Annotated in this window: 18 protein-coding genes; 1 reads left to right on the top strand and 17 read right to left on the bottom strand. The window is 36.0% G+C overall.

What is annotated here, in order from left to right:
• Positions 1-193: 193 nt before the first annotated feature.
• The 11 genes from G4D61_RS05580 to G4D61_RS05530 form a co-directional block, all read right to left on the bottom strand.
• Complete coding sequence (locus G4D61_RS05580; RefSeq protein WP_051476318.1) at positions 194-721, bottom strand: VanZ family protein; 528 nt, start codon at positions 719-721, stop codon at positions 194-196.
• A 61-nt stretch (positions 722-782) separates the two neighbouring features.
• Positions 783-2525 carry a phospho-sugar mutase gene (locus G4D61_RS05575; protein WP_035355875.1) on the bottom strand — a complete coding sequence of 581 codons (1743 nt, stop codon included), beginning with the start codon at positions 2523-2525 and terminating at the stop codon, positions 783-785.
• Between the two features lie 151 nt (positions 2526-2676).
• A complete protein-coding gene (tuaH, locus tag G4D61_RS05570) occupies positions 2677-3837 on the bottom strand; it encodes a teichuronic acid biosynthesis protein TuaH (protein WP_025731160.1) in 1161 nt (386 codons plus the stop codon).
• Between the two features lie 21 nt (positions 3838-3858).
• Positions 3859-4620 (bottom strand): teichuronic acid biosynthesis protein TuaG, encoded by a 762-nt coding sequence (tuaG, locus tag G4D61_RS05565; protein WP_035355873.1) that lies wholly within the window; start codon positions 4618-4620, stop codon positions 3859-3861.
• 21 nt (positions 4621-4641) lie between these two features.
• Positions 4642-5322, bottom strand: a complete 681-nt coding sequence (locus G4D61_RS05560) for a hypothetical protein (RefSeq protein WP_163173441.1) — start codon at positions 5320-5322, stop codon at positions 4642-4644.
• A gap of 47 nt (positions 5323-5369) precedes the next feature.
• Complete coding sequence (tuaE, locus tag G4D61_RS05555; protein ID WP_051476317.1) at positions 5370-6860, bottom strand: teichuronic acid biosynthesis protein TuaE; 1491 nt, start codon at positions 6858-6860, stop codon at positions 5370-5372.
• An 84-nt stretch (positions 6861-6944) separates the two neighbouring features.
• Positions 6945-7889, bottom strand: a complete 945-nt coding sequence (locus tag G4D61_RS05550) for an NAD-dependent epimerase/dehydratase family protein (RefSeq protein ID WP_035355867.1) — start codon at positions 7887-7889, stop codon at positions 6945-6947.
• Between the two features lie 11 nt (positions 7890-7900).
• Positions 7901-9241, bottom strand: a complete 1341-nt coding sequence (gene tuaD / locus G4D61_RS05545; RefSeq protein ID WP_025731155.1) for a UDP-glucose 6-dehydrogenase TuaD — start codon at positions 9239-9241, stop codon at positions 7901-7903.
• A 43-nt stretch (positions 9242-9284) separates the two neighbouring features.
• The gene (locus tag G4D61_RS05540; protein WP_025731154.1) at positions 9285-9944 is read right to left on the bottom strand and encodes a sugar transferase; all 660 of its coding nucleotides are present in this window, start codon (positions 9942-9944) and stop codon (positions 9285-9287) included.
• 297 nt (positions 9945-10241) lie between these two features.
• Positions 10242-11660 (bottom strand): lipopolysaccharide biosynthesis protein, encoded by a 1419-nt coding sequence (locus G4D61_RS05535; protein WP_025731153.1) that lies wholly within the window; start codon positions 11658-11660, stop codon positions 10242-10244.
• Positions 11657-12889 carry a glycosyltransferase gene (locus G4D61_RS05530; protein ID WP_025731152.1) on the bottom strand — a complete coding sequence of 411 codons (1233 nt, stop codon included), beginning with the start codon at positions 12887-12889 and terminating at the stop codon, positions 11657-11659. The genes G4D61_RS05535 and G4D61_RS05530 overlap by 4 nt, the downstream gene beginning before the upstream one ends.
• Positions 12890-13160: 271 nt before the next feature.
• On the opposite strand from G4D61_RS05530, the gene G4D61_RS05525 reads away from it, so the two are divergent.
• Entirely contained in the window at positions 13161-14294 is a 1134-nt protein-coding gene (locus tag G4D61_RS05525) for a M20 peptidase aminoacylase family protein (protein ID WP_025731151.1), read from the top strand.
• 71 nt (positions 14295-14365) lie between these two features.
• On the opposite strand, the gene G4D61_RS05520 is transcribed toward G4D61_RS05525, so the two are convergent.
• From G4D61_RS05520 to G4D61_RS05495, 6 genes are all read right to left on the bottom strand, one after another.
• Complete coding sequence (locus G4D61_RS05520) at positions 14366-15853, bottom strand: UxaA family hydrolase (protein WP_163173439.1); 1488 nt, start codon at positions 15851-15853, stop codon at positions 14366-14368.
• Positions 15850-17340, bottom strand: a complete 1491-nt coding sequence (locus G4D61_RS05515) for a tagaturonate reductase (RefSeq protein ID WP_163173437.1) — start codon at positions 17338-17340, stop codon at positions 15850-15852. The genes G4D61_RS05520 and G4D61_RS05515 overlap by 4 nt, the downstream gene beginning before the upstream one ends.
• Positions 17341-17492: 152 nt before the next feature.
• Complete coding sequence (locus G4D61_RS05510) at positions 17493-18494, bottom strand: LacI family DNA-binding transcriptional regulator (protein WP_035355944.1); 1002 nt, start codon at positions 18492-18494, stop codon at positions 17493-17495.
• Positions 18495-18575: 81 nt separating this feature from the next.
• A complete protein-coding gene (locus tag G4D61_RS05505; protein WP_025731147.1) occupies positions 18576-19973 on the bottom strand; it encodes an MFS transporter in 1398 nt (465 codons plus the stop codon).
• 138 nt (positions 19974-20111) lie between these two features.
• Positions 20112-21518, bottom strand: a complete 1407-nt coding sequence (gene uxaC / locus G4D61_RS05500; RefSeq protein ID WP_035355946.1) for a glucuronate isomerase — start codon at positions 21516-21518, stop codon at positions 20112-20114.
• A 206-nt stretch (positions 21519-21724) separates the two neighbouring features.
• On the bottom strand, positions 21725-23914 hold the full coding sequence (locus tag G4D61_RS05495) for an SH3 domain-containing protein (RefSeq protein WP_163173435.1): 2190 nt from the start codon (positions 23912-23914) through the stop codon (positions 21725-21727).
• Positions 23915-24334 lie beyond the last annotated feature (420 nt).

Genomic DNA, 24334 nt, shown 5'->3' with positions numbered 1-24334 from the left:
TATGCAAGCTGCTTATATAAGGCATCATGCTTGCTTTCCGCGGGAGGGCACACTGAGCTCCTCGGCACTAAACACTGCATAGTCTCCACTATCCCGCTTTTCCGACAGGAGCCTCGCACCTTCCGCTCCCATCAACATAACAAAAAGCAACCTCCACTAAAAAGTTATAGGAGATTGCTTTTCTATTAATCAATTACTCTGCTACTGATTGACGTTTTTCAATAGAAAGCTGCTTGCGTTTCTTTCTTGTATAGATAGATCGACCGATTCCAAATAACAGTGTCCCTATAATAATACCAAAGCTATCAAATGTCACAACATCGATAATATGCCCTGTTCGATCTGGAACAAAAGATTGATGCCATTCATCGAGACAAGCATATAAAAATGATAGGATCATCGCAATCGGAACAGCCTTGCGTAATGAAATAGATGTACAGCTAAAGGTAATAAGAAATAATAACGTTAAAATCGTATATTCAGTGACGTGGCTCGCCTTGCGAATAAAAAATTCTATAAAATCATACGGCATCGTAGATGTAACTAATGTACCATCATAATGAAATTGTACATGCGGCAGTGAGTAAGCATTTAAATGCATATATTGTGCTAATAAAGGTTTAATGTCTTGCTGTTTATATGGTGTATTTGAAAAATCAAACATGATGCCCATAAACACGAAACAAAGTAGAATACATATAGACAGAACAGCCTTCTTCATCAATAACCCCCTAAAAGGTGCCTGACCCCTTTATTGCAATAAAGGGGTCAGGCACCTTTTGTTAAATCATCTTATTTACTATACTCATAACTTCTTCTTGTAATTGTTGGTTCCATTTTTCGCTTTCTTCTAAGGAAGCTGCTTTTACACCGAAATAGAATTTTGCTTTTGGCTCTGTTCCAGATGGGCGCATGCAGAACCATGAACCATCTTCTAAGAAGAATTTCAATACATTTGATATTGGCAAGTCAATCGGTGAAGTTTCTCCCGTTTGAACATTCGTCCTGATTTGTGATTGATAGTCTTCAATTGCTACTACATTAGCACCAGCAACTTGTTTTAATGGATTAGCACGGAATCTCGCTAAAATTTCAGCAATTTTTTCTGATCCTTCTTTACCTTTTAAAGTAAGTGAAGATAAAGATTCTTTGTAGTAACCATATTCTGCAAAAATATCAAGTAAGCCATCATACAATGTTTTGCCTTGTGCCTTATAATAGGCAGCAACTTCTGCAGCTAGAACAGCCGATTGAACTGCATCTTTATCACGAACAAAGTCTCCGATCAAATAACCATAGCTTTCCTCATAACCAAATAAGAAGGTATATTCTCCACTTTGTTCGTATTCTTTAATTTTTTCGCCGATAAATTTAAAACCAGTTAGTGTATCAAGCGTTGGAATACCGAAAGATTTTGCAATATCTCGGCCAATTTCAGAAGTTACAATTGTTTTAATCACAATTCCATTATCAGGAAGAGTGCCTTGTTGCTTCTTCTGAGTTAATAAATAGTGAAGCAATAATGCGCCTGTTTGGTTCCCTGTTAAAACTTGATATTCACCGTCTTTGTTTTTCGCAACGACACCTAGACGATCTGTATCTGGGTCCGTACCTAGAAGCAAATCAGCATCAATTTCTTTTCCATATTTCATCGCAATTTCAAATGCAGCATGTTCCTCTGGATTTGGAGAAGAAACAGTTGAAAAATTAGGGTCTGGAAGTTCTTGCTCTTTTACAACTGTAACATTTTCAAAACCAAAGTTTTTAAGTCCTTCCCTTACAGGCAAATTTCCTGTACCGTGCAATGGCGTATAAACAATATGGAATGAATCCTTTACAGAATCGATTACTTCCTTATTCTGTTGAAGTTTTATTAATTGATTTTGGTATGCTTTGTCCACTTTTTCTCCGATGTACACTAACAAACCACTATTAACTAATTCCGATTCTTCTCCCACTTCAATGGTCAATTCATTTTCAATACGATTTACGTAATCAATTAGTTGATCCGCTGCTTCGGGAGGAAGTTGTCCACCATCTTCACCATATACTTTATAACCGTTATATTCTTTCGGATTATGACTTGCAGTAATAACAACTCCTGCAAAAGCATGTAAATAACGGACAGCAAATGAAAGTAATGGTGTTGGGTGCAAGGAATCAAATAAATAAGCTTGAATCCCGTGTTTGCCAACTGTCTTTGCAACTTCAAGGGCAAACTCAGGTGATTGATGTCTAGAATCATAAGCAATCGCCACGCCACGGACTTTTGCTTCTTTTCCCTGCTCTTCAATGAATTGCGCCAATCCTTCAGATGCTTTACGAACCATATAAATATTCATGCGGTTCGTTCCAACACCTAGCTCTCCGCGCATCCCTCCTGTACCGAATTCTAAGCTTTTATAAAAACGATCTTCCAACTCTTTTTCATTGCCAGCAAGATCATTTAATTGCTGTTTTAATGCTGGATCTAGCTCATTAAAACGATTCCATTTTTCATATGTAGCATTCCAATTTACAGTCATGTTTTCCTCCTATGTATTCAAATTTTCTAGTTCTATCTTATCACAAATTAAATGAATTCCTACCGATTTTTCATATTTCCATATAGTAATTCCCATAAAAATTTGTATAGTAAAAAAGATCAGACATAGTAAATACTATGTCTAATCTCTATCAAACATGCTGAATCATTTGTTCAAAAATATTATTCCAATTTTTTGTTTTCGCTAGCTGAATACGATCTTTCATATATTGGGTTTGATCCATAAATTGAGAAAGCTGTTTCCCTTCGCGTATAAAACTTTGCGGATCATTTGTTTCTAAATATGAATACACACCTTTTTTAGCGTATTTTTTCGTTGACGGCAGATGAACACCGATAACAGGCTTCCCAGCAGCAAGAAATTCGAACAATTTAAGCGGAAAGACTGCCTCGTTATATGGCGAGGATTTGTATGGCATAATACCAATGTCAATGATGTTCATATATTTAGGTACTTCCTCTGGTGGAACACTGCCAATCCACATCACATTTTGCTCATTTAAAAGACTCTGAAAATCTGGATCATGTTTTGTTCCATCTGGGCCAACAAATAAAAACAGCCAATTGCGTTTTTGCCGTGCAACTTTTTGAATAAGCTGGAAATCTAGTTTAGGCTTAATACCGCCAATGAAGCCAAACACTGTACCATTGAAATCTTTTGGCAATACATCATTTGCTTTTAATTGTTTCGTAAACAGGCTAAATTCAACACCATTTTCATATGTATAAACATGGGACGCATCCTTTTGTCCTAACTTTTGTTCAATTTGATCATGCAAATAATCAGATGTACAAAAGATTTCGTTCGCATCATGAATAATCCGTTCTTCAGCTTTCGCAATGATTTTTCGTCTTAATTGCGATACCATCGAATGTTTTCCGCTAATAGGGGAGGCCCATAAATCACTACAATCATAGATAACCTTGTCCCAGGATAATGTATTAGCAAGCAATGGGAAGCCAGGATACGTATACCATAAATAAAGCTTATGGCTTTGCTTTACATTCGTTAAATAGGCAAGAAACGGCTTTAATTTTTGCTTATAAAAACCGTCGATATAGCGGCCAAAACGAAAGATCTTTTGCGGGAAAATGTCTTGAACCGTCCACTGTTTTATTCCATTTTCCAATTGTGCAAAATACTCTTCCCTTTGATACGGCGTTGGACAAAGCCAGATGACTTCTTCCGTATCTGGCTCGTTTTGGAGAAATTCAGCTAAACGATGCCGGCGATAGCGCAATTGATCCTGATTCCATTCACCTGTTGCAACAATTACGTGTATATTTTTCATATTTCCACCCTTTTTTTACAGTTATATTCTCTTTAACACCGCATTTGCAGCATAATGGCAAAAACACCAAGAGGCTTTCATCCAATTTAATTTTTCAATTTGTCGATAAACGAACCAATTTTGTCTTGCAGCTTTCCACTTATTTTTCGATATGGAATGTTCACTACCGACACGGTATTCAGCCAGTACCTCATTTAACCCATATGCAACAAACCCTTGTTTTAAAATTGCAAGCCATGTTGCAAAATCCTGACGTGTTCGAATATTAGGCATTTGTACCGCCCCTACTTGCTCAAGGTCAATCATAACCGTTAACGTACCAACAATCGTATTTTTTAATAAATAATTATAAGTGATTGTCCGGGGGGCAGGCACCACTTTCTTTAAATACGTACCATCTTTATCGATCAACTCATAGCTCGTGAATGTAAAAGCATAATGATTTTTTTGCATAAATTCAAGCTGTTTTTCCAACTTTTCGGGTTTCCAACAATCATCGCTGTCAAGAAAAGCAACATATCTTCCTTTTGCTTGATGGAGTCCTATATTACGAGCAATGGCAGCCCCACCATTTTCTTGTAAACAATGAACACGGATTCTTTCATCTGACTGCTCAATTGCTTCAAGCAGTTCTCTCGTATCGTCATTAGAGCAATCATCAACAATAATCATTTCCCAATTACGAAATGTTTGTTGTTGAACAGAACGAACCGCATTTTTAATTGTTTTACTTGAGTTATAAGAAGGTGTAATCACTGTAACAAGCGGATGTTGTTGTATCATAGAAAATCCTCCTATTCTTTTTTAAGACCTGCGGACAAATTCAGGAAACACAAGTGCAAAAAATACAACCGTAATGCCTAATAAAACACCTAAAACTGCCCGATCCTTTGATGAAAAAGTAGTATTGCCAGCGCTTGTATTAGCTTCATCGTTAGCAGACTGCAAAAGCGTGGCAGGCTTTATAGCTAGTTTCTCCGTTTCTAATTTATATATGAATTTTTGTTGACTAACTTTTGTGTCGTCACTTACTTTTTCATCTTTTAAAGTCTGAATGGAGTTTAAAATGATTGATTCTTTCTGCTTATAATAGTGATCATCCAATTTTAAAAATGCATTTGTAATATCATTTACAGCTTTTACCGTGTCAGCTTGAGAGGTACCTGTCATCGACAACTGCACAATCTTATCCTTTTCCAGCGCAACATGGAAATTTTTTAATAATTCTTCCTGATACTTTTCCCATAAAGTCGGGGTATACTTCTCGTAAAATGCCGGATTCGATAATAACGTAATGACTTGACTCGGCTCATTCATATCAGCATTTCCATAATCCCCTAATGAAATCATGCTTTCTGCTGTATAAGCTGAAATTTCTTTTCCGACTGGCAAAAGCCAGCCAATGATACCTAAAAGAACTGGAATAGCAATAACGATAACGATATATTTCTTTATTCTCTCAGCCATTCTTCGAATAACATCCATAACTTACTCCTTATTTAAATTTTCTTCTGACATTTTTTGAATACTCTCTATAATAATTGTTTCCAAAATTCTTTACGGGGATAAAATAGCAGCTGATTTTCTTGTACGCTATTTTCAATATTTCTCAGCACTGAAACAGTAACCGTCACAAATCCGAGAAACACCCAATGAAAATAAAGATTACTTACAGAGCTCGGGCTAATACTTGAGACAATGAAAGCAATCATTGCTACCATACAACCTTCAAGCAACATGTTATGGATACGATTCCTCTTTTCTTGATACATTCTATAGATACTGAAAAATAAACAAGCATACATGGTAATATAGCCGAATACCATAAAAATACCGAAATTGCCCATAATTTCTGCCAGCCAATTATGAACCTCATAGATTTGATTCGTATTATAAATTGACTCATGCTCTAAATAATAGGGAATATTTCCTGCGCCTACTCCAAATCCATATGATTGTGCAATATAGTGAAATGTACTTAAGAGCAAATTAAATCGAATTAAATTAGACGGAAGTCTTTCAGTAGAAGAGTATTGCCCAGCTAGCATATACATATCATGAACTTTATGAAGCAATGGACTTGATATCGCAATCATGCCAATTAGGACAAGTGCTGCTCCAGCAATTCCAGTTATTTTTTTCCATGTTGATGGCAGAAGTAGCCATACATAAGCAACTAAACCAATCATAATGGCCAACAGGCTCGCACGAGATTCTGTTAAATAAATGATATAAATAGAAAGCACCGCCAATATGATTGATGCGATTTTCATCGATATACTTTTACTATTTTTGACAACAGCCAAATAAAAGAAAAACGATATCGTGAGAAATGTGGCAAAATCATTCTGGTTGGTGAAAACAGCTGTCGGGTAGCCTAATTTATAAGCCGATCCACCGTACAATGTTGAACTCGGAAGCTGAACATGTGCAAAGTGATTGATTAAACCTAAGCATAAAAGTACAACTGTCATTCCTAACCAAATATAGTAAAATAACAGCAAATGCTTAATTTTTGTAAACGCAAAAACAGATAGAAAGACAAAGGCAATACCAATTCCTAATAAAAATAAATATTTTATTCCATCAGTAATGGATTTAGCCCAAAGTAAAGAGATAAACCCATATGTTAACCAAAAAAGTAAGAAGAACAATACACCTTTAACTTCTATACGTTCCCATTTATCAGCAAGACTTCTTTGCTTTAACAAATCAATAATAAAAATAGCAATACATCCGACTAAAATTAAACGATATAAAAACAAAGTAAAAAATCCAACGTGAACACTCAAAATGGACTGGTTCAAAAAAGTTGATGCAATTAATATGTACATAATGGTTCGGAATAACTGTTCTCTTTGCCGGTATACTGCTATAAAGAGGCATAATAATATTAATAACCAAATAACAGCAAACAGGGAAAATGTCACTTTACTTCCTATGAATAGCAAACTTAGACCAAATACCGCTGACAATACTGAAATCCCCCCTGTTATTTGTTTCAAATTCAAATTATTTTCCATACATTTGTCTTCTCCCTATGTTTTAAAAAAGGCACCAACATAAAGCAATAGGTGCCTTTCCCTCCGAAAAAATCTAGCAGTATTCTAGATAATTATTTTTTCCAATGCATTTCTTTTGCTTGCATATTCAATCGTTTCAAACAAGCCATTAAATAAATTTACGGAAGGACTCCAACCAAGTATTGCTTTCGTTTCTTCATTAGATAAACAGCTATCTCGTATGTCACCTGAGCGTGCTTCACTATAAGTGGCATTAAGCTTTGTATTTGCAACTTTTTTCATGATTGTAAATAGCTCATTTATCGTGATTGTGCTACCTGAGGACACGTTCACACAAATATTGTCCTCTGCCTGTAATGCCTTCACATTTGCAGTTGCAACATCCTTTACGAAAATAAAATCTCTCGTTTGTTCTCCATCACCAAAGATCGTTGGAGAAAGCTGGTTGCTAATATAATCTGCAAAGATAGAGACAACGCCACCTTCACCTTTCGCATCTTGTCTCGGACCATAAACATTGCTATATCGTAATATTGCATATGGTAACTGATAAAACTTACTCGCCATTTGTAAATAATGTTCAACCGTTAGTTTTGTTAAGCCGTATGGTGATTCCGGAAGTGTACGATGTTTTGTCGTAATCGGCAATTCAATTGGATTTCCATAAACAGCCGCTGAAGATGCGAACACTATTTTTTTTACGGATGCTCGAATGGCCCCTTTAATGACATGTAATGAACCTTTTACATTCACCTGCTCATCAAACAGAATATTTTGCACAGATTCTGCAACACTTACTTGTGCCGCCTGATGAATAATATAATCCGGTTTAATGGAGGCAATTAAATTGATAACTTCTGGATTAGTAATGTCACATTTATGAACATTAACGGAAAGATCAGCAATATTTCTATGATGCCCAGTTGAAAAATTATCGATAACAATTACTTCATATTGATTTTGCTGCAATGCTTCTACAATGTGTGATCCAATAAATCCTGCTCCCCCAGTGACAAGTACTTTCTCCATTTCTAATCCCCCTAAATAGCATCTTGTATTGGTGTTTTTGTTCGGACAACTGGTCGGCCAATCGATACATACATAAAATCGTGTTCATGCATCGTATTGAGATCAAATAAATTACGGCCGTCAATAATGATTGGTTTTCTTAACAGACTTTTGACTTTTACTAAATCAAGTTCTTTAATTTCTGACCAATCTGTTAAAATGACACACGCATCTGCATTTTCAATTGTTTCATACAAATCTTCAAAGTACGTACATTGATAACCTATATGTTTCTTTGCTTCCTCAATTGCTATTGGATCATAAGCCTTGACTATCGCTCCTTTTTCTCTCAATAAAGGAATAACATCTAATGATGGTGCATATCGCATATCATCTGTATTTGGTTTAAATGAAAGACCGAGAACACTAATTATTTTTCCTTGTAGCGATCCTAGTGCAGCTTCAACCTTCTCGACAAAAAAGACACGTTGGTTAAAATTTGTTTCAATCACAGCATCAATTAATTTAAAATCGTAGCCATAAGTTTTTGCGATATGATGTAATGCTGCTGTATCCTTTGGAAAACATGAACCGCCAAAGCCAACTCCTGCCTGTAAAAATTGATGACCAATTCGTTTATCGAGGCCAATCCCTTCAGATACCTTTGTTACATCTGCACCTACACGTTCGCAAATATTGGCAATGTCATTTATAAAAGAAAGCTTTGTTGCCAAAAAAGCGTTCGCGGCATACTTAATCATTTCAGCTGTTTCAACCGATGTTTGCACAATCTTCGTGTTGAATGGTTTATGCACCTCTGCAATAATTTGAAAGGCTTTTTCACTCGAGGCACCAATGATAGCTCTTTCCATGTTCATCGTATCTTGAATTGCAACACCTTCTCGTAAAAATTCTGGATTCGATACGATATCGAAAGGCTGAGAACTTTGTGAATGCGTACGAATAAGTGAAGCCACTAATCTGCCAGTTCCTACTGGTACAGTACTTTTCGTAACAATTACTTTATATCCATTTAAATTTTCACCAATTGTTTTTGCCACTTGTTTTACAAATGTTAAATCTGCCTCACCTGTTTGTGACATCGGCGTGCCGACTGCAATATAAATAATATCTGCTGCCTGAATTGCTTTTGCTATATTACTAGTAAAATAAAGACGTTTCTCTGATACGTTTTTATGAACAAGTTCTTTTAAGCCTGGTTCGTAAATTGGCATATTTCCTTGCCTTAAAAGAGAGATCTTTTCTTCGTTAATATCACAACATGTAACTTCATGACCGATTTCTGCAAAGCAAGTGCCTGAAACAAGACCGACATAACCAGTTCCAATCACCGTTATTTTCCTCACTTCCATCGCTCCCTTCACTTCAATAATATGTTCGTGTAAATAAGATTATTTATCTTGCTCCCTCTCCAGTGAGTAGGACTTTAAAAGTTTTCAATATGATTTTCATCTCTAGACGTGGAGATAGATGTTCTATATATTCCAAATCATATTGCAATTTCTCTTTTGGTGTCAGATCATAACCTCCATTTACTTGAGCAAGTCCAGTCAATCCTGGCTTTACAAGTATTCGATTTGAAAATCCCGGAATTTCACGGTCAAATTGTGCTGTAAACATCGGTCTTTCAGGCCGTGGACCAATAATGGACATATCTCCTTTTAACACTGATAACAATTGCGGCAGTTCATCAATTCGTGTTTTTCGGATAAACGCTCCTACTTTTGTAATACGAGGATCATTTGCTTCTGCCCATTTTGCCCCTGTTTTCTCTGCATCTTTTCGCATTGATCTTAGTTTAATGAGCTTAAATGTTTTTCCGTTTTTCCCTACACGCTCTTGAATATAAAAAGGTGAACCTGGTGTTTCAATCATAATAAGTAGCGAGCATATAAGTATAATTGGCAGTGCAACAATGATGCCAATTATTGAAACGACAAGATCAAAACCTCGTTTCAAATAAAGGTAATGCTCTGCATGATCAGGAATAGAAATGCTAGTTGATGCCGTATTTGAATACTGCTTATATAATTTCATGACCTTTTCAGCACTCACAACTGTATCACCTCAAACGAAAATTGATTGCTTGTTCAACATGCCAATAATCAAAAATGTTTTATCTTCGTCTATATATTTGCAATCATTGACAAATATTGTCGAACAAGCACCCTTGATAGTAGCTAACCCTTAATGTGTATATTAATGTTATTGTGTGTAGGTTTGACTTAGTTATGATGAAGAAGTCGTAAATAAAATATTAAGATTATTTAAACCATTATTTCCAAAAAAAGAGAAAAAAAACGGATATTAAGTGAAAGATATAGGATCTTTCCACTTAATATCCGTTATAAATTACGAACTTAATTCACGTTTACTTTTCTTTCTAATATACATATGCTTTATTTTTTGTATTGTCGTCATTTGTATAAATAACACGACTGCAAGCATACAAACATTCAGTACAGCAATATATTTGATATCGAACGAATTCATAAGCGCTCCTGCAAACATAATAGCAATCGTCCAAAAATGAATTTGCAACGAAAACCCTTGCCAATTTTTATTGGAGAAGAAGCTTCGCCCCCAAAAGAACATAATGTAAGAAATCCCTGTTGCAATCGCTGCCCCGACTGCACCGTATTTAGGAACGAGTACAATACTTAAAATAATGCTTGGAGTAATTGAAAGTACACTGACCCATATATTTAAAAAACTTTTCTTTGAAAATACAATCCCTAAAGTAGTCGTTTCACTAACTGTATACATAACAGGCTGCAAACATAAAAATCCTAAAATATAAATCGCATCGCCATATTTAGGGGATAGTAAGAAAACAATTAATTGTTTAAATATCAGGATAATGAAAAATACTACTGACATAAATAATAATACAGCTTCACTGACTAGCTTAAAATATCGAATATCTTTCTGCTCACTGTACCATCGATATGCTGTTGGTACCCAAAAATTTGTAAAGCTTGTTTGCAAAACAGATAAAATCGCAGCAATTTTTAATGTAGCTGTAAAAATGCCTATCTCATCATAAGTACTCCACGTTCTTAATGCCAATCTGCCAACAGAATTTAACAAACTGGCAACTGATGCAGCAACAGCTAATGGTAAACCAAATGTTAATAATGCCCGAATCAGCCGTTTATCCACTCGAAAACCTTTTATATTTAACAACTTATGATATCGAATGATTAAATAGGCATCTCCTACAATTTGACCAATTGCTGCAGAATATACAACCGCTAAGAAATCTCTTCTGATGAAGATGACAAATATGAGCGTGCATATTAAAATGATTAATTTGATAAGAATATTGAAGATAGAATATTCAAGCGCTTTTTCTTTCATTCTAATTGAGAGCAAAATGAATCTTTCAATGATCATGAATATAATCATCACTCCAAATAAAAAGGAGGCGATGATAAAAGAGTTTTGATCAAATAAAATATGAGAAACAAATCGTAAGTTGAAGCAAATAAATAAAAACATCGTTAATGCTAACAAAAGCGGTAGCAGCAAAGCGTTTTTAAATAATTGCATACGATCTTCGGTTTCATGATATTCACGTGTATATGCCTGATCAATACCTAAATATAAAAATGTGCCAAATAATGTTTGAAATAGTGTAAACATACTGGCTTTCCCATATTCATTCGGAGAAACAAAATGGGTTGTTAATGGAATCGTAATAAAAGCAATGAAAGCTCCGCCTATTGGTCCAATTGAAAAACCTAATAATTTTTTAATAAATCCATTCATTTTGAATAGTTTCCTTTAAATAAGTCAATTAATTGGTTGTTTAAGCGCTCAATATTAAAATCTTCTAATACCGTTTTTCTAGCATTCTCTGTAATCCGTTGCCAATTTTCAGGAGTCGTTATAACAATTTGTAGAGTTCGAACTAACCCTTCAACATCTCTCTCTTCGACTAAAAAACCATTATCATTATGGCGGATTAATTCTGGGATGCCGCTGTGATAAGTGGACACAACGATTTTTCCCATAGCCATCGCTTCCATTAATAAAACAGGAATCCCTTCCATATCTCCATCTTGGCTTGTGACGCTTGGTAATAGGATAATGTGAGCCTTCTTCATAATGTCGATTAATTCATTCTGAGTTTTCCAACCGAGCATATGAATGTGCTTTTCTAAATGCTTTTCTTGAATCATCGTCCGTAACTTTTCTTCTAATGGGCCGCCGCCAACGATCGAATACTGAATGGAATAGCCTTGATCGATAAGCTGACTAACCGCTGAAATTCCATACTCAATTCCCTTTTTTTCTACAAATCGGGCAACCGAAAGTACTCTAATTTCTTTCTCTTGGACAGCCGGACAATATTCAAATTTACCAACATCAATGCCCATATGGTGAACAATGGTATGTTTTGATTTCGCACCTAACTGTTCACAACGGTTCTTCCAATATTCGCTAATCGGTAATTGTGTATGTTTTGACTGGAATAGCTCCTCATATACACTATCACCATGCTTTTTCACATAACGTAACATATCATAGCCATGAAATGTCGTATACAGTTTGCCATGTAACAACCCTAGCTGCATTAATTTTTGTGCCAACAATCCATTGGGTCCAAAATGGGCATGGACAATATCAACATCTGTTAAATCTAATTTTCTTAACGTTTGTATTAACAAAATTAAATTTGGATACTTTAACAAATCTTTCAGGTGAACATTACGTATGTAATTTTTTTTCAATAATTTATGAATATAGTGGCGACAGAGGCCTTTCGAAAGCCCCCAGCCTTTGGATAACTTGCTGTCACGGCCATTTTGATCATAATAAATAACCTTGTCCATGAGATGATATTTCAGCACATCATCATGAACTTTTCCATTTGACTCTGCCTTTTTTGCTAAAATCCAAACATCATGACCAGCGTCAATTAAACCTGTCATTTGATTTAAAATAAAAGTTTGCGATAATTTCGGAAATTCCCCAACAAAAAATAATATCTTCATTTGTTCTTCCTCGTTTCTTAGGCTTAATTCATTCTGCCATGGACTAATAGTATTAGTATCAGCCCTTTTAGCAATTTTTAAAAGAAAAGGGTTAGCCTAACTATCACTTGGAATCATAATTGGAATATAGCTTACTTCTCGAAAAGAGTCAATGGTGCCTGACCCCTTTAGTGAACTAAAGGGGTCAGGCACCATTAAAAATAGGGTTTATAATAACTGTTCTATCATAATATAATGAATATAAAAAATATTATAAACTAGGAGTGTTTCAATGAATTTGGATTTAAGCGAAAACAATCAGCTTACAACAGAAATGATAAACATTTTTCAATATCTCCATACTTATCCGGAAATTAGTATGAAGGAGTATAATACAACCGCTTTTATTAAAAAGAAATTAACAGAGCTTGGTTGCCGCGTGCAAACTTTTGGTAATGAACCAGGAGTGATTGGTGAAATTGGCGAAGGTTCCCCCGTTATTGGCATCCGTGCTGATATGGATGCCCTCTGGCAAAATGTAGATGGTACATTCCGGGCAAACCATTCCTGCGGACATGATGCCCATATGACAATGGTACTTGGTACATTGATGTTACTGCGAGAAATAAACTTGCAGCCCCACGGAACAATACGCTATATTTTCCAGCCTGCAGAGGAAATCGGCAAAGGTGCAAAAATGATGATCCAAAAAGGAATGATTGATGATCTTGATTACTTATTTGGTGTCCATCTCAGACCGTTACATGAAACAGCAAACGGGCATGCAACACCAGTGATTCTTCACGGCGCAAGTGTTTCCATCAGCGGGAAAATTATAGGTGAGGATGCGCATGCAAGCCGGCCAGATTTAGGAACAAATGCAATTGAAGTTGCTGCTTCTCTTGTTAATGAACTCGGCCATATTCATGTCGATCCGATGGTACCACATTCGGTCAAAATGACGCAGCTTCAAGCGGGTGGAGAAAGTAAAAACATCATACCCGGGCAAGCAACCTTTAGTCTTGACCTCCGTGCCCAAACAAACGAAGTAATGGAACAGCTTATTAAGCAAGTTGAATCCGCTGTACACTCCATTTCAAAATTTTTCAAAGTGGAAATTAAACTTAGTATTCCAAACTATCTTGCAGCTGCCACAATGAATCACGATGCGGTGAACATTATGGCGCAAGCAATTGAAGCCGTATTAGGAAAGGATAAGCTTGATCAACCTTTAGTAACAAGCGGAGGAGAAGATTTCCATTTTTACGCAAAAGAACGCCCCCATATTAAAGCAACGATGCTTGGCCTTGGCTGCGGTTTAACCCCTGGCTTGCACCATCCACAAATGTCCTTTGATCATAATGCGATGTTTTCTGGAGCAAAGATCCTTACAACCGCAATATTAAAAGCAATGAAGCAAGGATAATTTGAGATGACGTCTTATAGGGTTAGCCATCTTTAAAGTGGCCAACCCTTCTATTATGTGTATGAACTTGCCTATAGTGTCACACCGTTTTTAAAGATCGCTATCTCTCTGTAGTTATTTCTTTCATTGTTTACTTGTTCTCCATTTGCAACATTAATAATAAATTCAATAAACTGCTCTAGTACAAGCTCCGAAGACTCTTCCAGCACTTTCCCGGCATTAAAGTCAATCCAATGCGGTTTTTTCTCGTATAATGGCGTATTGGACGATACTTTTACAGTCGGTACGAATGTTCCAAACGGTGTCCCTCTCCCTGTCGTAAATAAAACCATATGACAACCTGAGGCTCCCAAGGCGGTTGAAGAAACTAAATCATTACCAGGAGCACTTAATAGATTTAATCCTTGGTGATGTAATCGTTCACCATATTTTAAAACATCTTGTACAACGGAAGTACCAGCTTTTTGTACACAGCCTAAAGATTTATCTTCCAGCGTTGTAATTCCGCCTGCTTTATTTCCAGGAGAAGGATTTTCATAGATTGGCTGCTTGTGCTCAAGAAAATACTCTTTAAAATCATTTATGAGATGAACAGTTTTATCGAAAATCTCTTTATTTGCTGCTCTCTCCATTAGAAGGGTTTCTGCCCCAAACATTTCTGGTACTTCAGTTAATACCGTCGTACCACCTTGAGAAACAAGAAAATCTGAAAACTTTCCAAGCAGCGGATTTGCAGTAATTCCTGAAAAACCATCTGATCCTCCGCATTTTAATCCGATTTTTAGTTCAGATAAAGGGATCGGTTCTCTTTCATCATACATTGCGGCTTCGTAAATATCTTTTAACAGTTTCACACCCTCTTCAATTTCATCTGAAACCTCTTGGGTAACAAGAAATTTTATACGCTCCTCATCGTAATCTCCAAGACTTTTCTTGAAATCATATAAATTGTTATTCTCGCATCCTAAGCCAAGAACGAGCACACCTCCTGCATTCGCATGCTGTACAGCATCAAGCAAGATTGTCCTTGTATACGCATGATCATCCCCCAACTGCGAGCATCCATAACTATGTTTCAATACGAGGGCATTTTCGAACGGGTAGATATGACCAATTTCCTTTTCAAAGCGCTGCAAAATTTTTTCAGCGATTCCATTAACACACCCAACGGTTGGAACAATCCATAACTCATTCCGAATACCCACTTGGCCACTTTTCCTTCGATATCCCCGAAAAGAATACTTTGATTGTTGGACATGTTGACAAAGATTTACTGGTTTATATTCATACGTTTGAACCCCTTTTAAATTTGTTCGAATATTATGTGTGTGAACATGTTCTCCTACTGTTATTGACTTAGTCGCATGCCCAATTGGAAAACCATATTTTATAATATGTTCATGATCAGAGATGGGGTCGATGGCAATTTTATGCCCTCTTTGCACATCTTCTTTTAATAATATGCTTTCACCTCTTATTTGAATCGTTTCTCCCTTTTGTAAATCCTTTAACACGACAGCAACATTATCTTTCTCATTAATTTGCAAAATATGTTTCAAGTGTGATCAGCCCCTTTTTGCCCGATTTCCGCTTCTGCCATGACGGAGGATAAAGCCCCCCCCATTCCCATTTTTTCAATTAAATAAAGCTGTTCAGCAATCGCATTTGTGAATCCTGGAATCTTGTTAAGATCCTGACCCCACCATGCTTCAAATGATAAAACATTTGCAGTTAGTTGCTTACAATCGACTAGCGAACTAGTAAATGTTCTCCATAAATTTGAAAATTGCTGTAAAACATCTGGGGCATCTTCTAATTGGAAAATTCCTCCTTCTCTCATCCCTTTATAAAAGGCGATCAGCGCTGCAAATGAAAATACAAGCTTCATAGGTAATTCATTATTTTGCTCATAGTATGCTAGCAATGTCGGTAAATTCCTTGCTTTAAATTTTGCGATAGAGTTTAAAGCAATCGATTGCAGATAATGGTCATTAAAAGGGTTTTTAAATCTTTCAAAAACACTTTCTGCAAACGATAACAATTTTTTGCGGGGCATATTTAATGACGGAATGATTTCTCGATATAACAGTTCCTTTAAATAAAGTCCAATAAGCGGATCATTGACAGCGTCAGCAACCGTATTCATTCCAGATAAGAAAGCAACAGGTGTCATCGCTGTATGCAAACCATTCAAAATCCTTACTTTCATCGTTCGATAAGGAGTTAAATCATTTACAAAGAGCGTATTTAGGCCAACCTTATTAGCAGGAAACTCCTGTTCCACCCAGTCAGGTCCTTCAATTACCCATAAATGATAAGGTTCACCTGCGACGATGAACTCGTCTTCATAGCCTAATTCCTCTTTCATTTCTTGAATATTATCATAAGGATAACCGGTGACGATGCGGTCAACAAGGCTGGAACAAAATGTATTCCCTCTATGAACCCAGTCTTTAAAAGCGTGATTAAGCCCCCATAAATCAGCATATTGCAGCACAATTTCTTTTAATGTTTCGCCATTTTTTTCAATAAGCTCACAAGGAATGATAATTAGCCCCTTATGTAAATCTCCTTTAAATTCCTTAAAGCGTTCATATAAAAACGCCGTTAATTTCCCTGGAAAACTTTTTTGCGGACAATCTGCTAATTGATCTGTTTCCTCAAAAATAATCCCCGCTTCGGTTGTATTTGAAAAAACAAATCGAAGTTCTTCTTGGTGTGCAAGTTCGACAAACAGGTCATATTCACTGTATAAATTGATTCCTCTACTAATGGACTGAATGATCCGATGTTCCTTCACAATTCGGTTATCCTTTACTCCTTGTAAATATAAAGTATATAAATAATCTTGCTTCTTTAATTTTTCTATTTTCTCATACCCACGCGGCTGCACAACAACGACACTTCCGTTAAATTCTCGCGCTTCATTCATCACATCGATTTGCCAATCGACAAATGCTCTTAAAAAATTTCCTTCTCCGAATTGCAGTACTTTTTCTGGAAAGCTTTGTTTATTGCTAATCATGCTGAAATTTAGTTTCTCCATCATGACACCGCCTTTTTAATTTATGCACACGTTAACATTTTTCGTCATAAAATTGACTTATGACAGACTTCGTTTAACGAACTTGTTGCTTCTTGTATTCACTCGTGTGATCCATGTTCACACGAGTGACCTGCTTTAGCAGTGAAATAAGTTTACTTAACAAGTTTCGATACTGAATTGCGAACGATTAATTCCGTATGCACAAATAATTTTTCATATTCAAATGTCTGCTCTTCAAGCATTTTAAGTAATTTCTCTGCACCAAGTATACTTATTTTTTCAATGGGCCGCTTAATTGTTGAGAGAGAGGGTGTCGTATATTTTGCAGGATCAATATCATCAAAACCGATAATTGACATATCCTTTGGGACGTCGATGCCATTTGCAAATGCTGCATTCATCGCTCCAATTGCCATATCATCATTAGAACAAAACACAGCTGTTGGAGGGTGAGGCAATGAAAGCAATTGCCGCATCGCACTATAACCACTTTCCATTGTGTAGTTTCCTGGTATCATCCAATCCGATCTTGAAGTAAGATGATGAGATTTTAATGCATCCAAATACCCCATTTTACGTTCGTAAGATGATTTGAATCCTTTTATCCCCTCAATAATAGCGATATCACTATGGCCGTTTTCAATTAAGTAATGTACCGCCTGAAAACTTCCTTCACGATCATTTGCAGTAATATTTGTAATCGTCAGCCCACTAACATCGCGATTCAATACGACTAATGGAATACTTTCTTGTGTTACATGTGCAATAAAAGCATGATCTTCTTCACTTTGACTCATTAAAATAATGCCATCAAATCTCCTTTTATGAATAGAAGAAAAATCATGATAATCATCAATGCCACGTACAAATAAATTATATTCTTGGTTGATAACCTGATTAACTCCTTTTACTGTATCAACAAAAAAACTGGCAGAAGTACCGTTCGAAATACTTGTAAAGAAAAGACCGATCGTATAAGACTTTTGTAAAACTAAACTTTTGGCATTATAATTCGGCGTATAATTTAACTGAGATGCAATTTCTAATATTTTCCTTTTTGTATCTGGTTTAATAAGCGGGCTATCATTCAATGCACGAGAAACCGTTGTATGGGACACATTTGCAATTCGAGCAATGTCTTTAATCGTAACCATCGTAGGAAATACACCAACCTTTAATGCCAAACTCTTTTAGTGTTATTGTATATTTTTTCAGTTTATTTTTAAAGGAGTAGATTAATGTCCCGACCTAAGCTCTAATTCATGAACGATTTCCGCATGGCGCTTATCAGTAATTTTATATAAAAAACCGATAATTAACATCGCAATAAACATTGCGACAGCCGGATACAAGCAAAGTAATGCTTTAATTCCAATTAATGCATGAGCGGTTTGTGCAACATTCGGAACATATCCAACTAAGCTTAAACCAATTCCAGAAAGAAATCCTGATAACGCCTGTGCAAGCTTACGCGAAAAATTGAATAACGAATAGGTCGTTGCCTCTTTACGTTCACCAGAATGCCATTCGCCATAATCGATAATATCGGAAACAAATGCCCAAGTAATACCATTTGGCAGACTTATACCGATAAAAGCGATACTGGCTAAAATCGTAAAAACATAAACATTTGAAGGCAGAAGAAAATTTGCTAAATCTGCCAACGTCCCAATACAAAACCCAAGCATAGCTGTTTTCTTTTTACCGAGAAACTTCACTAATAGTGGGAGGATCAGTACGCCTAAAAACGAAGAGCCAATAATAATAAAATTCATATAAGCCATTAATTCAACATTACCGAGATTATACTGTGCAAAGTAAGCGATCATGGCAGATTTAATATTGTAAGCAGAAATAGAAAATACAGTCATGAGTACAATCGTAAGCAAAGGAGTATTTTGAATAAAAGTCTTTAATACAGATTGAACAGAAAGTTTTTCCCTCGGTCCTTCTTTTACAATGACACGTTCTTTACAATTTCGATAACAAATAAAAAATCCAATGATCCCAACGATCGCCATAATAGCCATGACTGCAGGGTAACCAATCTTAGGATCATGAAATTGAACAATCAACGGCATAACGATTACGCTCGTAATAAGTAATGCACCGAGAGATCCCATTTGCCGAAATGTTGATATTTGTGTTCGTTCCTCAGCATTTTGGGTAATCGCAGCTCCAAGCGAGCCGTATGGAATATTTACAAATGAATACCCTATCCCCCATATCATATAAGATGCATAAGCATACATTAATTTACCCATTGTTGATAGATTTGGAGATATAAAGGTTAACACTGTTAAGATTGCGAGGGCAATACTTCCATATAGTAAATATGGACGGAATTTTCCTCTAGATCCTATTCTTTTTCGATAATCAATTGAACTTCCTACTACTGGATCGACAATAGCATTAAAAAATTTACTGACTAAAAAAATTCCTCCGGCTGCGGCTGCTGGTAATCCAGCGACGTCCGTAAAGTATTTCAATAAATATATTTGCCCTAAATCAAACATAAAACCATTTCCAAAATCACCAAAACCGTAAGAAATTTTTTCTTTTAAATTTAACTTTTTAGCTGCAGCATTATGATTCGTATATCTAGCTGTATTTACTGTAGATGTTGTACTCATGTTTACACCTCCCAGAAATAAACTCCTCTTGAACGATATACATTTTTCCGCTATAATTTTTTCTCGTAATATTCTTTTAAAACACCATCTCATGCACAGTCATTGGCAGATGATATTGGCATGAGGTGGGACTAGTGTTTAACAATCAAATGAAAAATAATTCTTTGCGTTGTAATACGAAATATTCTTTACGACTTCACCGAGAAACTCTATTTCATTAGGAATTTCTCCTGCTTCAACCCATTCCCCAAGTAAATTACATACAATTCTTCTAAAGTACTCATGTCGCGTATATGATAAAAAGCTTCGGGAGTCTGTCAGCATTCCGATAAATGTCGTAAAAAGTCCTACGTTTGCAAGCGCCTTCATTTGTCTGAGCATTCCATCCTTCGTATCATTAAACCACCATGCAGTACCAAGTTGCAGCTTTCCAATTGTACTTCCGCCTTGAAAACTTCCAATAATCGCTGCAATGATGTCATGATCGTTTGGATTTACGGAATATAATACTGTCTTCGGTAACGCATTTTGTTGTTCCAAAGAATCTAGCAAAGAAACTAAAGGTTTAGCGATTTTTTCATCATTGATAGAATCATAGCCTGTATCTGGCCCTAATTGTTGGAACATTTTTGTATTGTTGTTTCGGAGTGCATTCATATGATATTGCATAACCCAGCCAAATTTTGAATATAGCTTTCCGAGATAAGTTAACGTAAAAGTTTTATATTTTGTTTCCTCTTCGATTGATACTGTATTTCCTTCTAATCTTTCTTTAAAAATCTTCGCAGCTTCATCTTCAGATGTCTCAGAAAACATAACCATATCAATGGCATGATCTGACACTCTTCCACCTAGCGAATGGAAAAATGCAACCCTTGATTCAAGCGCTTGTAAAAAATCAGCATATGTTCGAATCTCTATTTGCGAAATAGATGCTAATTTTTGGACCCAATCAAGAAACCCCTCACGATTGATTTCTAATCCTTTATCAGGTCGAAACCCTGGTAAAACGCTTACATTAAATGTCGAATCATTTTTCAATAACTCATGGAATTTTAGACAATCTGTTGGATCATCTGTTGTACAAATAACCTTAACATTTGATTCTGTAATAAGATTCCTTACCCCGAATCCTTCTTTATTCAACTGAGTATTTACCTTCTCCCATATTACTGGAGCAGTTTTTTCATTTAGCAGTTCGTATACTCCGAAGTATCTTTGTAATTCTAAATGTGTCCATTGATATAGCGGATTTCCGATTGTCATCGGTACTGTTTTTGCCCAAGCCAAAAACTTATCATAATCATCTGCATTCCCTGTGATGTACTTTTCATCAATGCCATAAGCTCTCATTAAACGCCATTTATAGTGATCCCCGTATAGCCATGCTTCAGTAATATTTTTAAATTTCTTATTCTCATAGATTTCCTGAGGACTTAAATGGCAATGATAATCGATAATTGGCATATCCTTCGCAAAATCATGAAACAATTGAACTGCTGTTTGATTGTGTAAAAGGAAATTCTCATCTAAAAATTTTCGCATTCGCTCACCTTCCTATTCGATTAATGTTAACGTTAACATTTTTCTGTCCATCAAATATAGGTAAATATTAAACATTTAGATTTTCTATAATGTTAACGTTAACATTTAAAATATTAGCAAAACTCAAAACGAACTTCAATCCCTTTTTAAAATATAGATAAAAAGATCGGGCACTAATGTTGCAGTGCCCGATCTTCAATCAGTCATTACTTATAGTTTGGAACTTCCAATGTAATACTATAAGAATCTAACAAATTATATAAGTTATAAATTTCATTAACTTGTTTATATGCCCAGCCAATATCAGTAGCATATTGATGAGTTGCATATCCATAGGTAGCAGCACCGCTAGGGTTCCATCTCATTGCATAAAGTGTATCCTGCCCTGCGCTAATATAACCATTTGCAATAAACCTTGCTCCTCCGATAATGGCTGCCTCTGGGGAGAACCATCCTTGGCTATATGCATAAGCTGCTCCATCTTCAACAGCATTACCATCGTAAGCGCCAATTCCGTACATATTATACACTGTATAAGTTTTACCTTTATAAGTATATGGATAGCCTTTCGCTAATTGTGAAGTTCCATTACCTGTTTCAAGCAATGCATGGGAAATCAAATAAAGTTCATTCACTCCATATGTCTTCGCAGCCGTTATAAATGACTGAGCTTTTCCAGCCAATGTCCCCTTACCTGCAAGAATTTTTTGGTTAACCTCGTTTACATCAATATTTGCCGTTGTAGACAATTTCAAAAATTGTAAGGAACTCACTGGATCATTAATAAAATTTTTAGGGTTTAAATAATACTCAACTTCATTTGCTGTTGCATTTTTCCACGTCTTGTTATAACTAATCTTGTACCAAGTATGTCCATCAGTGCCTGCCACTGTGTCTAAAATCGTAACACTTGTTCCTGATGGTAACGTCTCGGCGACATCATAATTTGTGCCAGCCCCATCCCGAACGTTCCAGCTTCCATCTAACGTACCAGTTGTTGAACTTGTTTTCTTAACTGCATCACTTCGTACGTAACGATTATTTGTATCCGTTTGAGGGGATGCCTTCATTTCAATATTCGTTAATTGGCTTAACGAAATATCATAATCTTGTTCAACCGTTGTAACTTTTCCATTTAGTGTTGCACCGCCGGTTAAATATTTCGTGCTTACATACCCGGTGTTGCCATTAACAGTAACTCTCGCCCAACCATTTGTTTCAGAATATACGGTTACTGCTGTCCCTTTCGGAATGACCGTAATAACACTTGAAGATGTAGAATTACTTTTACGTAAATTTAGATCTGCAGTTGTATATTTCGTTACAGTCTGCTCTGAATCACTATTTCCACTTTGATCATCACTTGTACTTGGTTTTGTTGATGTTAAATATTCTGTATGTACATAGCCTGTCTTATTTCCTACTTGTACTTTCGACCACTCGCCTGATGTTGAGATGACCGTTACACTTGTACCCGGATTTAAGCTTGCTAATACTGAACCGCTTGTGCTCGCTGTTGAGCGCAAGATTAAATGTGACCCTTTATCTACGTTCACATATTTAGTCGTTGTTTTTGTTGTTGAACTACTGCTATTGCTTGTACTGCTTGGTTTTGTTGTTGTTAAATATTCTGTATGTACATAACCTGTCTTACTTCCTACTTGTACTTTCGACCACTCGCCTGATGTTGAAAGGACTGTTACGCTTGTGCCCGGATCTAAGCTAGCTAACACTGAACCGCTTGTGCTCGCTGTTGAACGTAAGATTAAATGTGACCCTTTATCTACGTTCACATATTTGGTCGTTGTTTTTGTTGTTGAACTACTGCTGCTTGTACTGCTTGGTTTTGTTGTTGTTAAATATTCTGAGTGCACATAGCCTGTTTGGCTGCCTGCCTTTACTTTTGACCATGCTCCTGATGTTGAGATAACTGTTACACTTGTACCCGGATTTAAGCTTGCTAAAACCGAGCCGCTCGTCGAAGCTGTTGAGCGCAAGATTAAATGTGACCCTTTATCTACGTTTACATATTTCGTTGTTGTCGAGCTACTGCTACCTGTACTACTACTCGGTTTTGTTGTTACCAAATATTCAGCACTCACATATCCGGTTTTCCCATCAACTTTTACTTTTGCCCAATTACCAGAAATAGAATAGACTGTTACGGCTGTTCCTCTTTTAAGTCGGTCTAATGTTGAAGCACTTGTAGAAGGTTTAGAGCGCAGAAGTAAGCTGGAGTTAGCATCCACATTCACATACTTAGTTACGCTTTTAGTCGTTGAATCACTCGAACTGATCTTAGTTCCCGTTGGTGAAGCTGCATGAACAGCTTTTTCAAAGGCTGGAGTTGACAACACAGCTAAACAAAGAGTAGGAATGACTATACTTTTTTTCATTTCAATCCCCTTTCAGTTTTATATAAAAGATTTAAAACTCATTATAAAAAAGAAAATATTTCCTAATAAATATTGGTTTTTTTTCCTATATATCTAAAATTTACTAATACTATTAGTCTACCATAAGTTTCGTCATTTATTTTAAACATTTTAGCGTTAATTCTATAAATTCATCGAATTGTAGAATAAAATTATGATTATAGTCGTAATTAATCCCTTTTTAATAGATATAGAAAGTCCTATATAAATATAGTAACAATGAATATTTCATATGCTATAAAGGAATTTCGCTAACCAATGGTCAAATTATGGGTATTTAGATTCATTTTATTGTTTTTTATTACCAACACTTATCATTTTCAATACTCTTAAATGTACAACATGTTCATATTCGCAAATCTAGCTAAAAAAAGCAGAACA

The organism is Heyndrickxia ginsengihumi, assembly GCF_011008565.1.
Classification (GTDB): Bacteria; Bacillota; Bacilli; order Bacillales; family Bacillaceae_C; genus Weizmannia; species Weizmannia ginsengihumi.
Note: the sequence above shows the minus strand (reverse complement) of the source record. Positions and strands in the feature narration are given on the sequence as shown.

What these genes read in the sequence shown, in the direction of transcription:
- G4D61_RS05580 (WP_051476318.1), bottom strand. Translation starts at nt 721, where the DNA reads ATGAAGAAGGCTGTTCTGTCTATATGTATTCTACTTTGTTTCGTGTTT.
- G4D61_RS05575 (WP_035355875.1), bottom strand. Translation starts at nt 2,525, where the DNA reads ATGACTGTAAATTGGAATGCTACATATGAAAAATGGAATCGTTTTAAT.
- tuaH (WP_025731160.1), bottom strand. Translation starts at nt 3,837, where the DNA reads ATGAAAAATATACACGTAATTGTTGCAACAGGTGAATGGAATCAGGAT.
- tuaG (WP_035355873.1), bottom strand. Translation starts at nt 4,620, where the DNA reads ATGATACAACAACATCCGCTTGTTACAGTGATTACACCTTCTTATAAC.
- G4D61_RS05560 (WP_163173441.1), bottom strand. Translation starts at nt 5,322, where the DNA reads ATGGATGTTATTCGAAGAATGGCTGAGAGAATAAAGAAATATATCGTT.
- tuaE (WP_051476317.1), bottom strand. Translation starts at nt 6,860, where the DNA reads ATGGAAAATAATTTGAATTTGAAACAAATAACAGGGGGGATTTCAGTA.
- G4D61_RS05550 (WP_035355867.1), bottom strand. Translation starts at nt 7,889, where the DNA reads ATGGAGAAAGTACTTGTCACTGGGGGAGCAGGATTTATTGGATCACAC.
- tuaD (WP_025731155.1), bottom strand. Translation starts at nt 9,241, where the DNA reads ATGGAAGTGAGGAAAATAACGGTGATTGGAACTGGTTATGTCGGTCTT.
- G4D61_RS05535 (WP_025731153.1), bottom strand. Translation starts at nt 11,660, where the DNA reads ATGAATGGATTTATTAAAAAATTATTAGGTTTTTCAATTGGACCAATA.
- G4D61_RS05530 (WP_025731152.1), bottom strand. Translation starts at nt 12,889, where the DNA reads ATGAAGATATTATTTTTTGTTGGGGAATTTCCGAAATTATCGCAAACT.
- G4D61_RS05525 (WP_025731151.1), top strand. Translation starts at nt 13,161, where the DNA reads ATGAATTTGGATTTAAGCGAAAACAATCAGCTTACAACAGAAATGATA.
- G4D61_RS05515 (WP_163173437.1), bottom strand. Translation starts at nt 17,340, where the DNA reads ATGGAGAAACTAAATTTCAGCATGATTAGCAATAAACAAAGCTTTCCA.
- G4D61_RS05510 (WP_035355944.1), bottom strand. Translation starts at nt 18,494, where the DNA reads ATGGTTACGATTAAAGACATTGCTCGAATTGCAAATGTGTCCCATACA.
- G4D61_RS05505 (WP_025731147.1), bottom strand. Translation starts at nt 19,973, where the DNA reads ATGAGTACAACATCTACAGTAAATACAGCTAGATATACGAATCATAAT.
- uxaC (WP_035355946.1), bottom strand. Translation starts at nt 21,518, where the DNA reads ATGCGAAAATTTTTAGATGAGAATTTCCTTTTACACAATCAAACAGCA.
- G4D61_RS05495 (WP_163173435.1), bottom strand. Translation starts at nt 23,914, where the DNA reads ATGAAAAAAAGTATAGTCATTCCTACTCTTTGTTTAGCTGTGTTGTCA.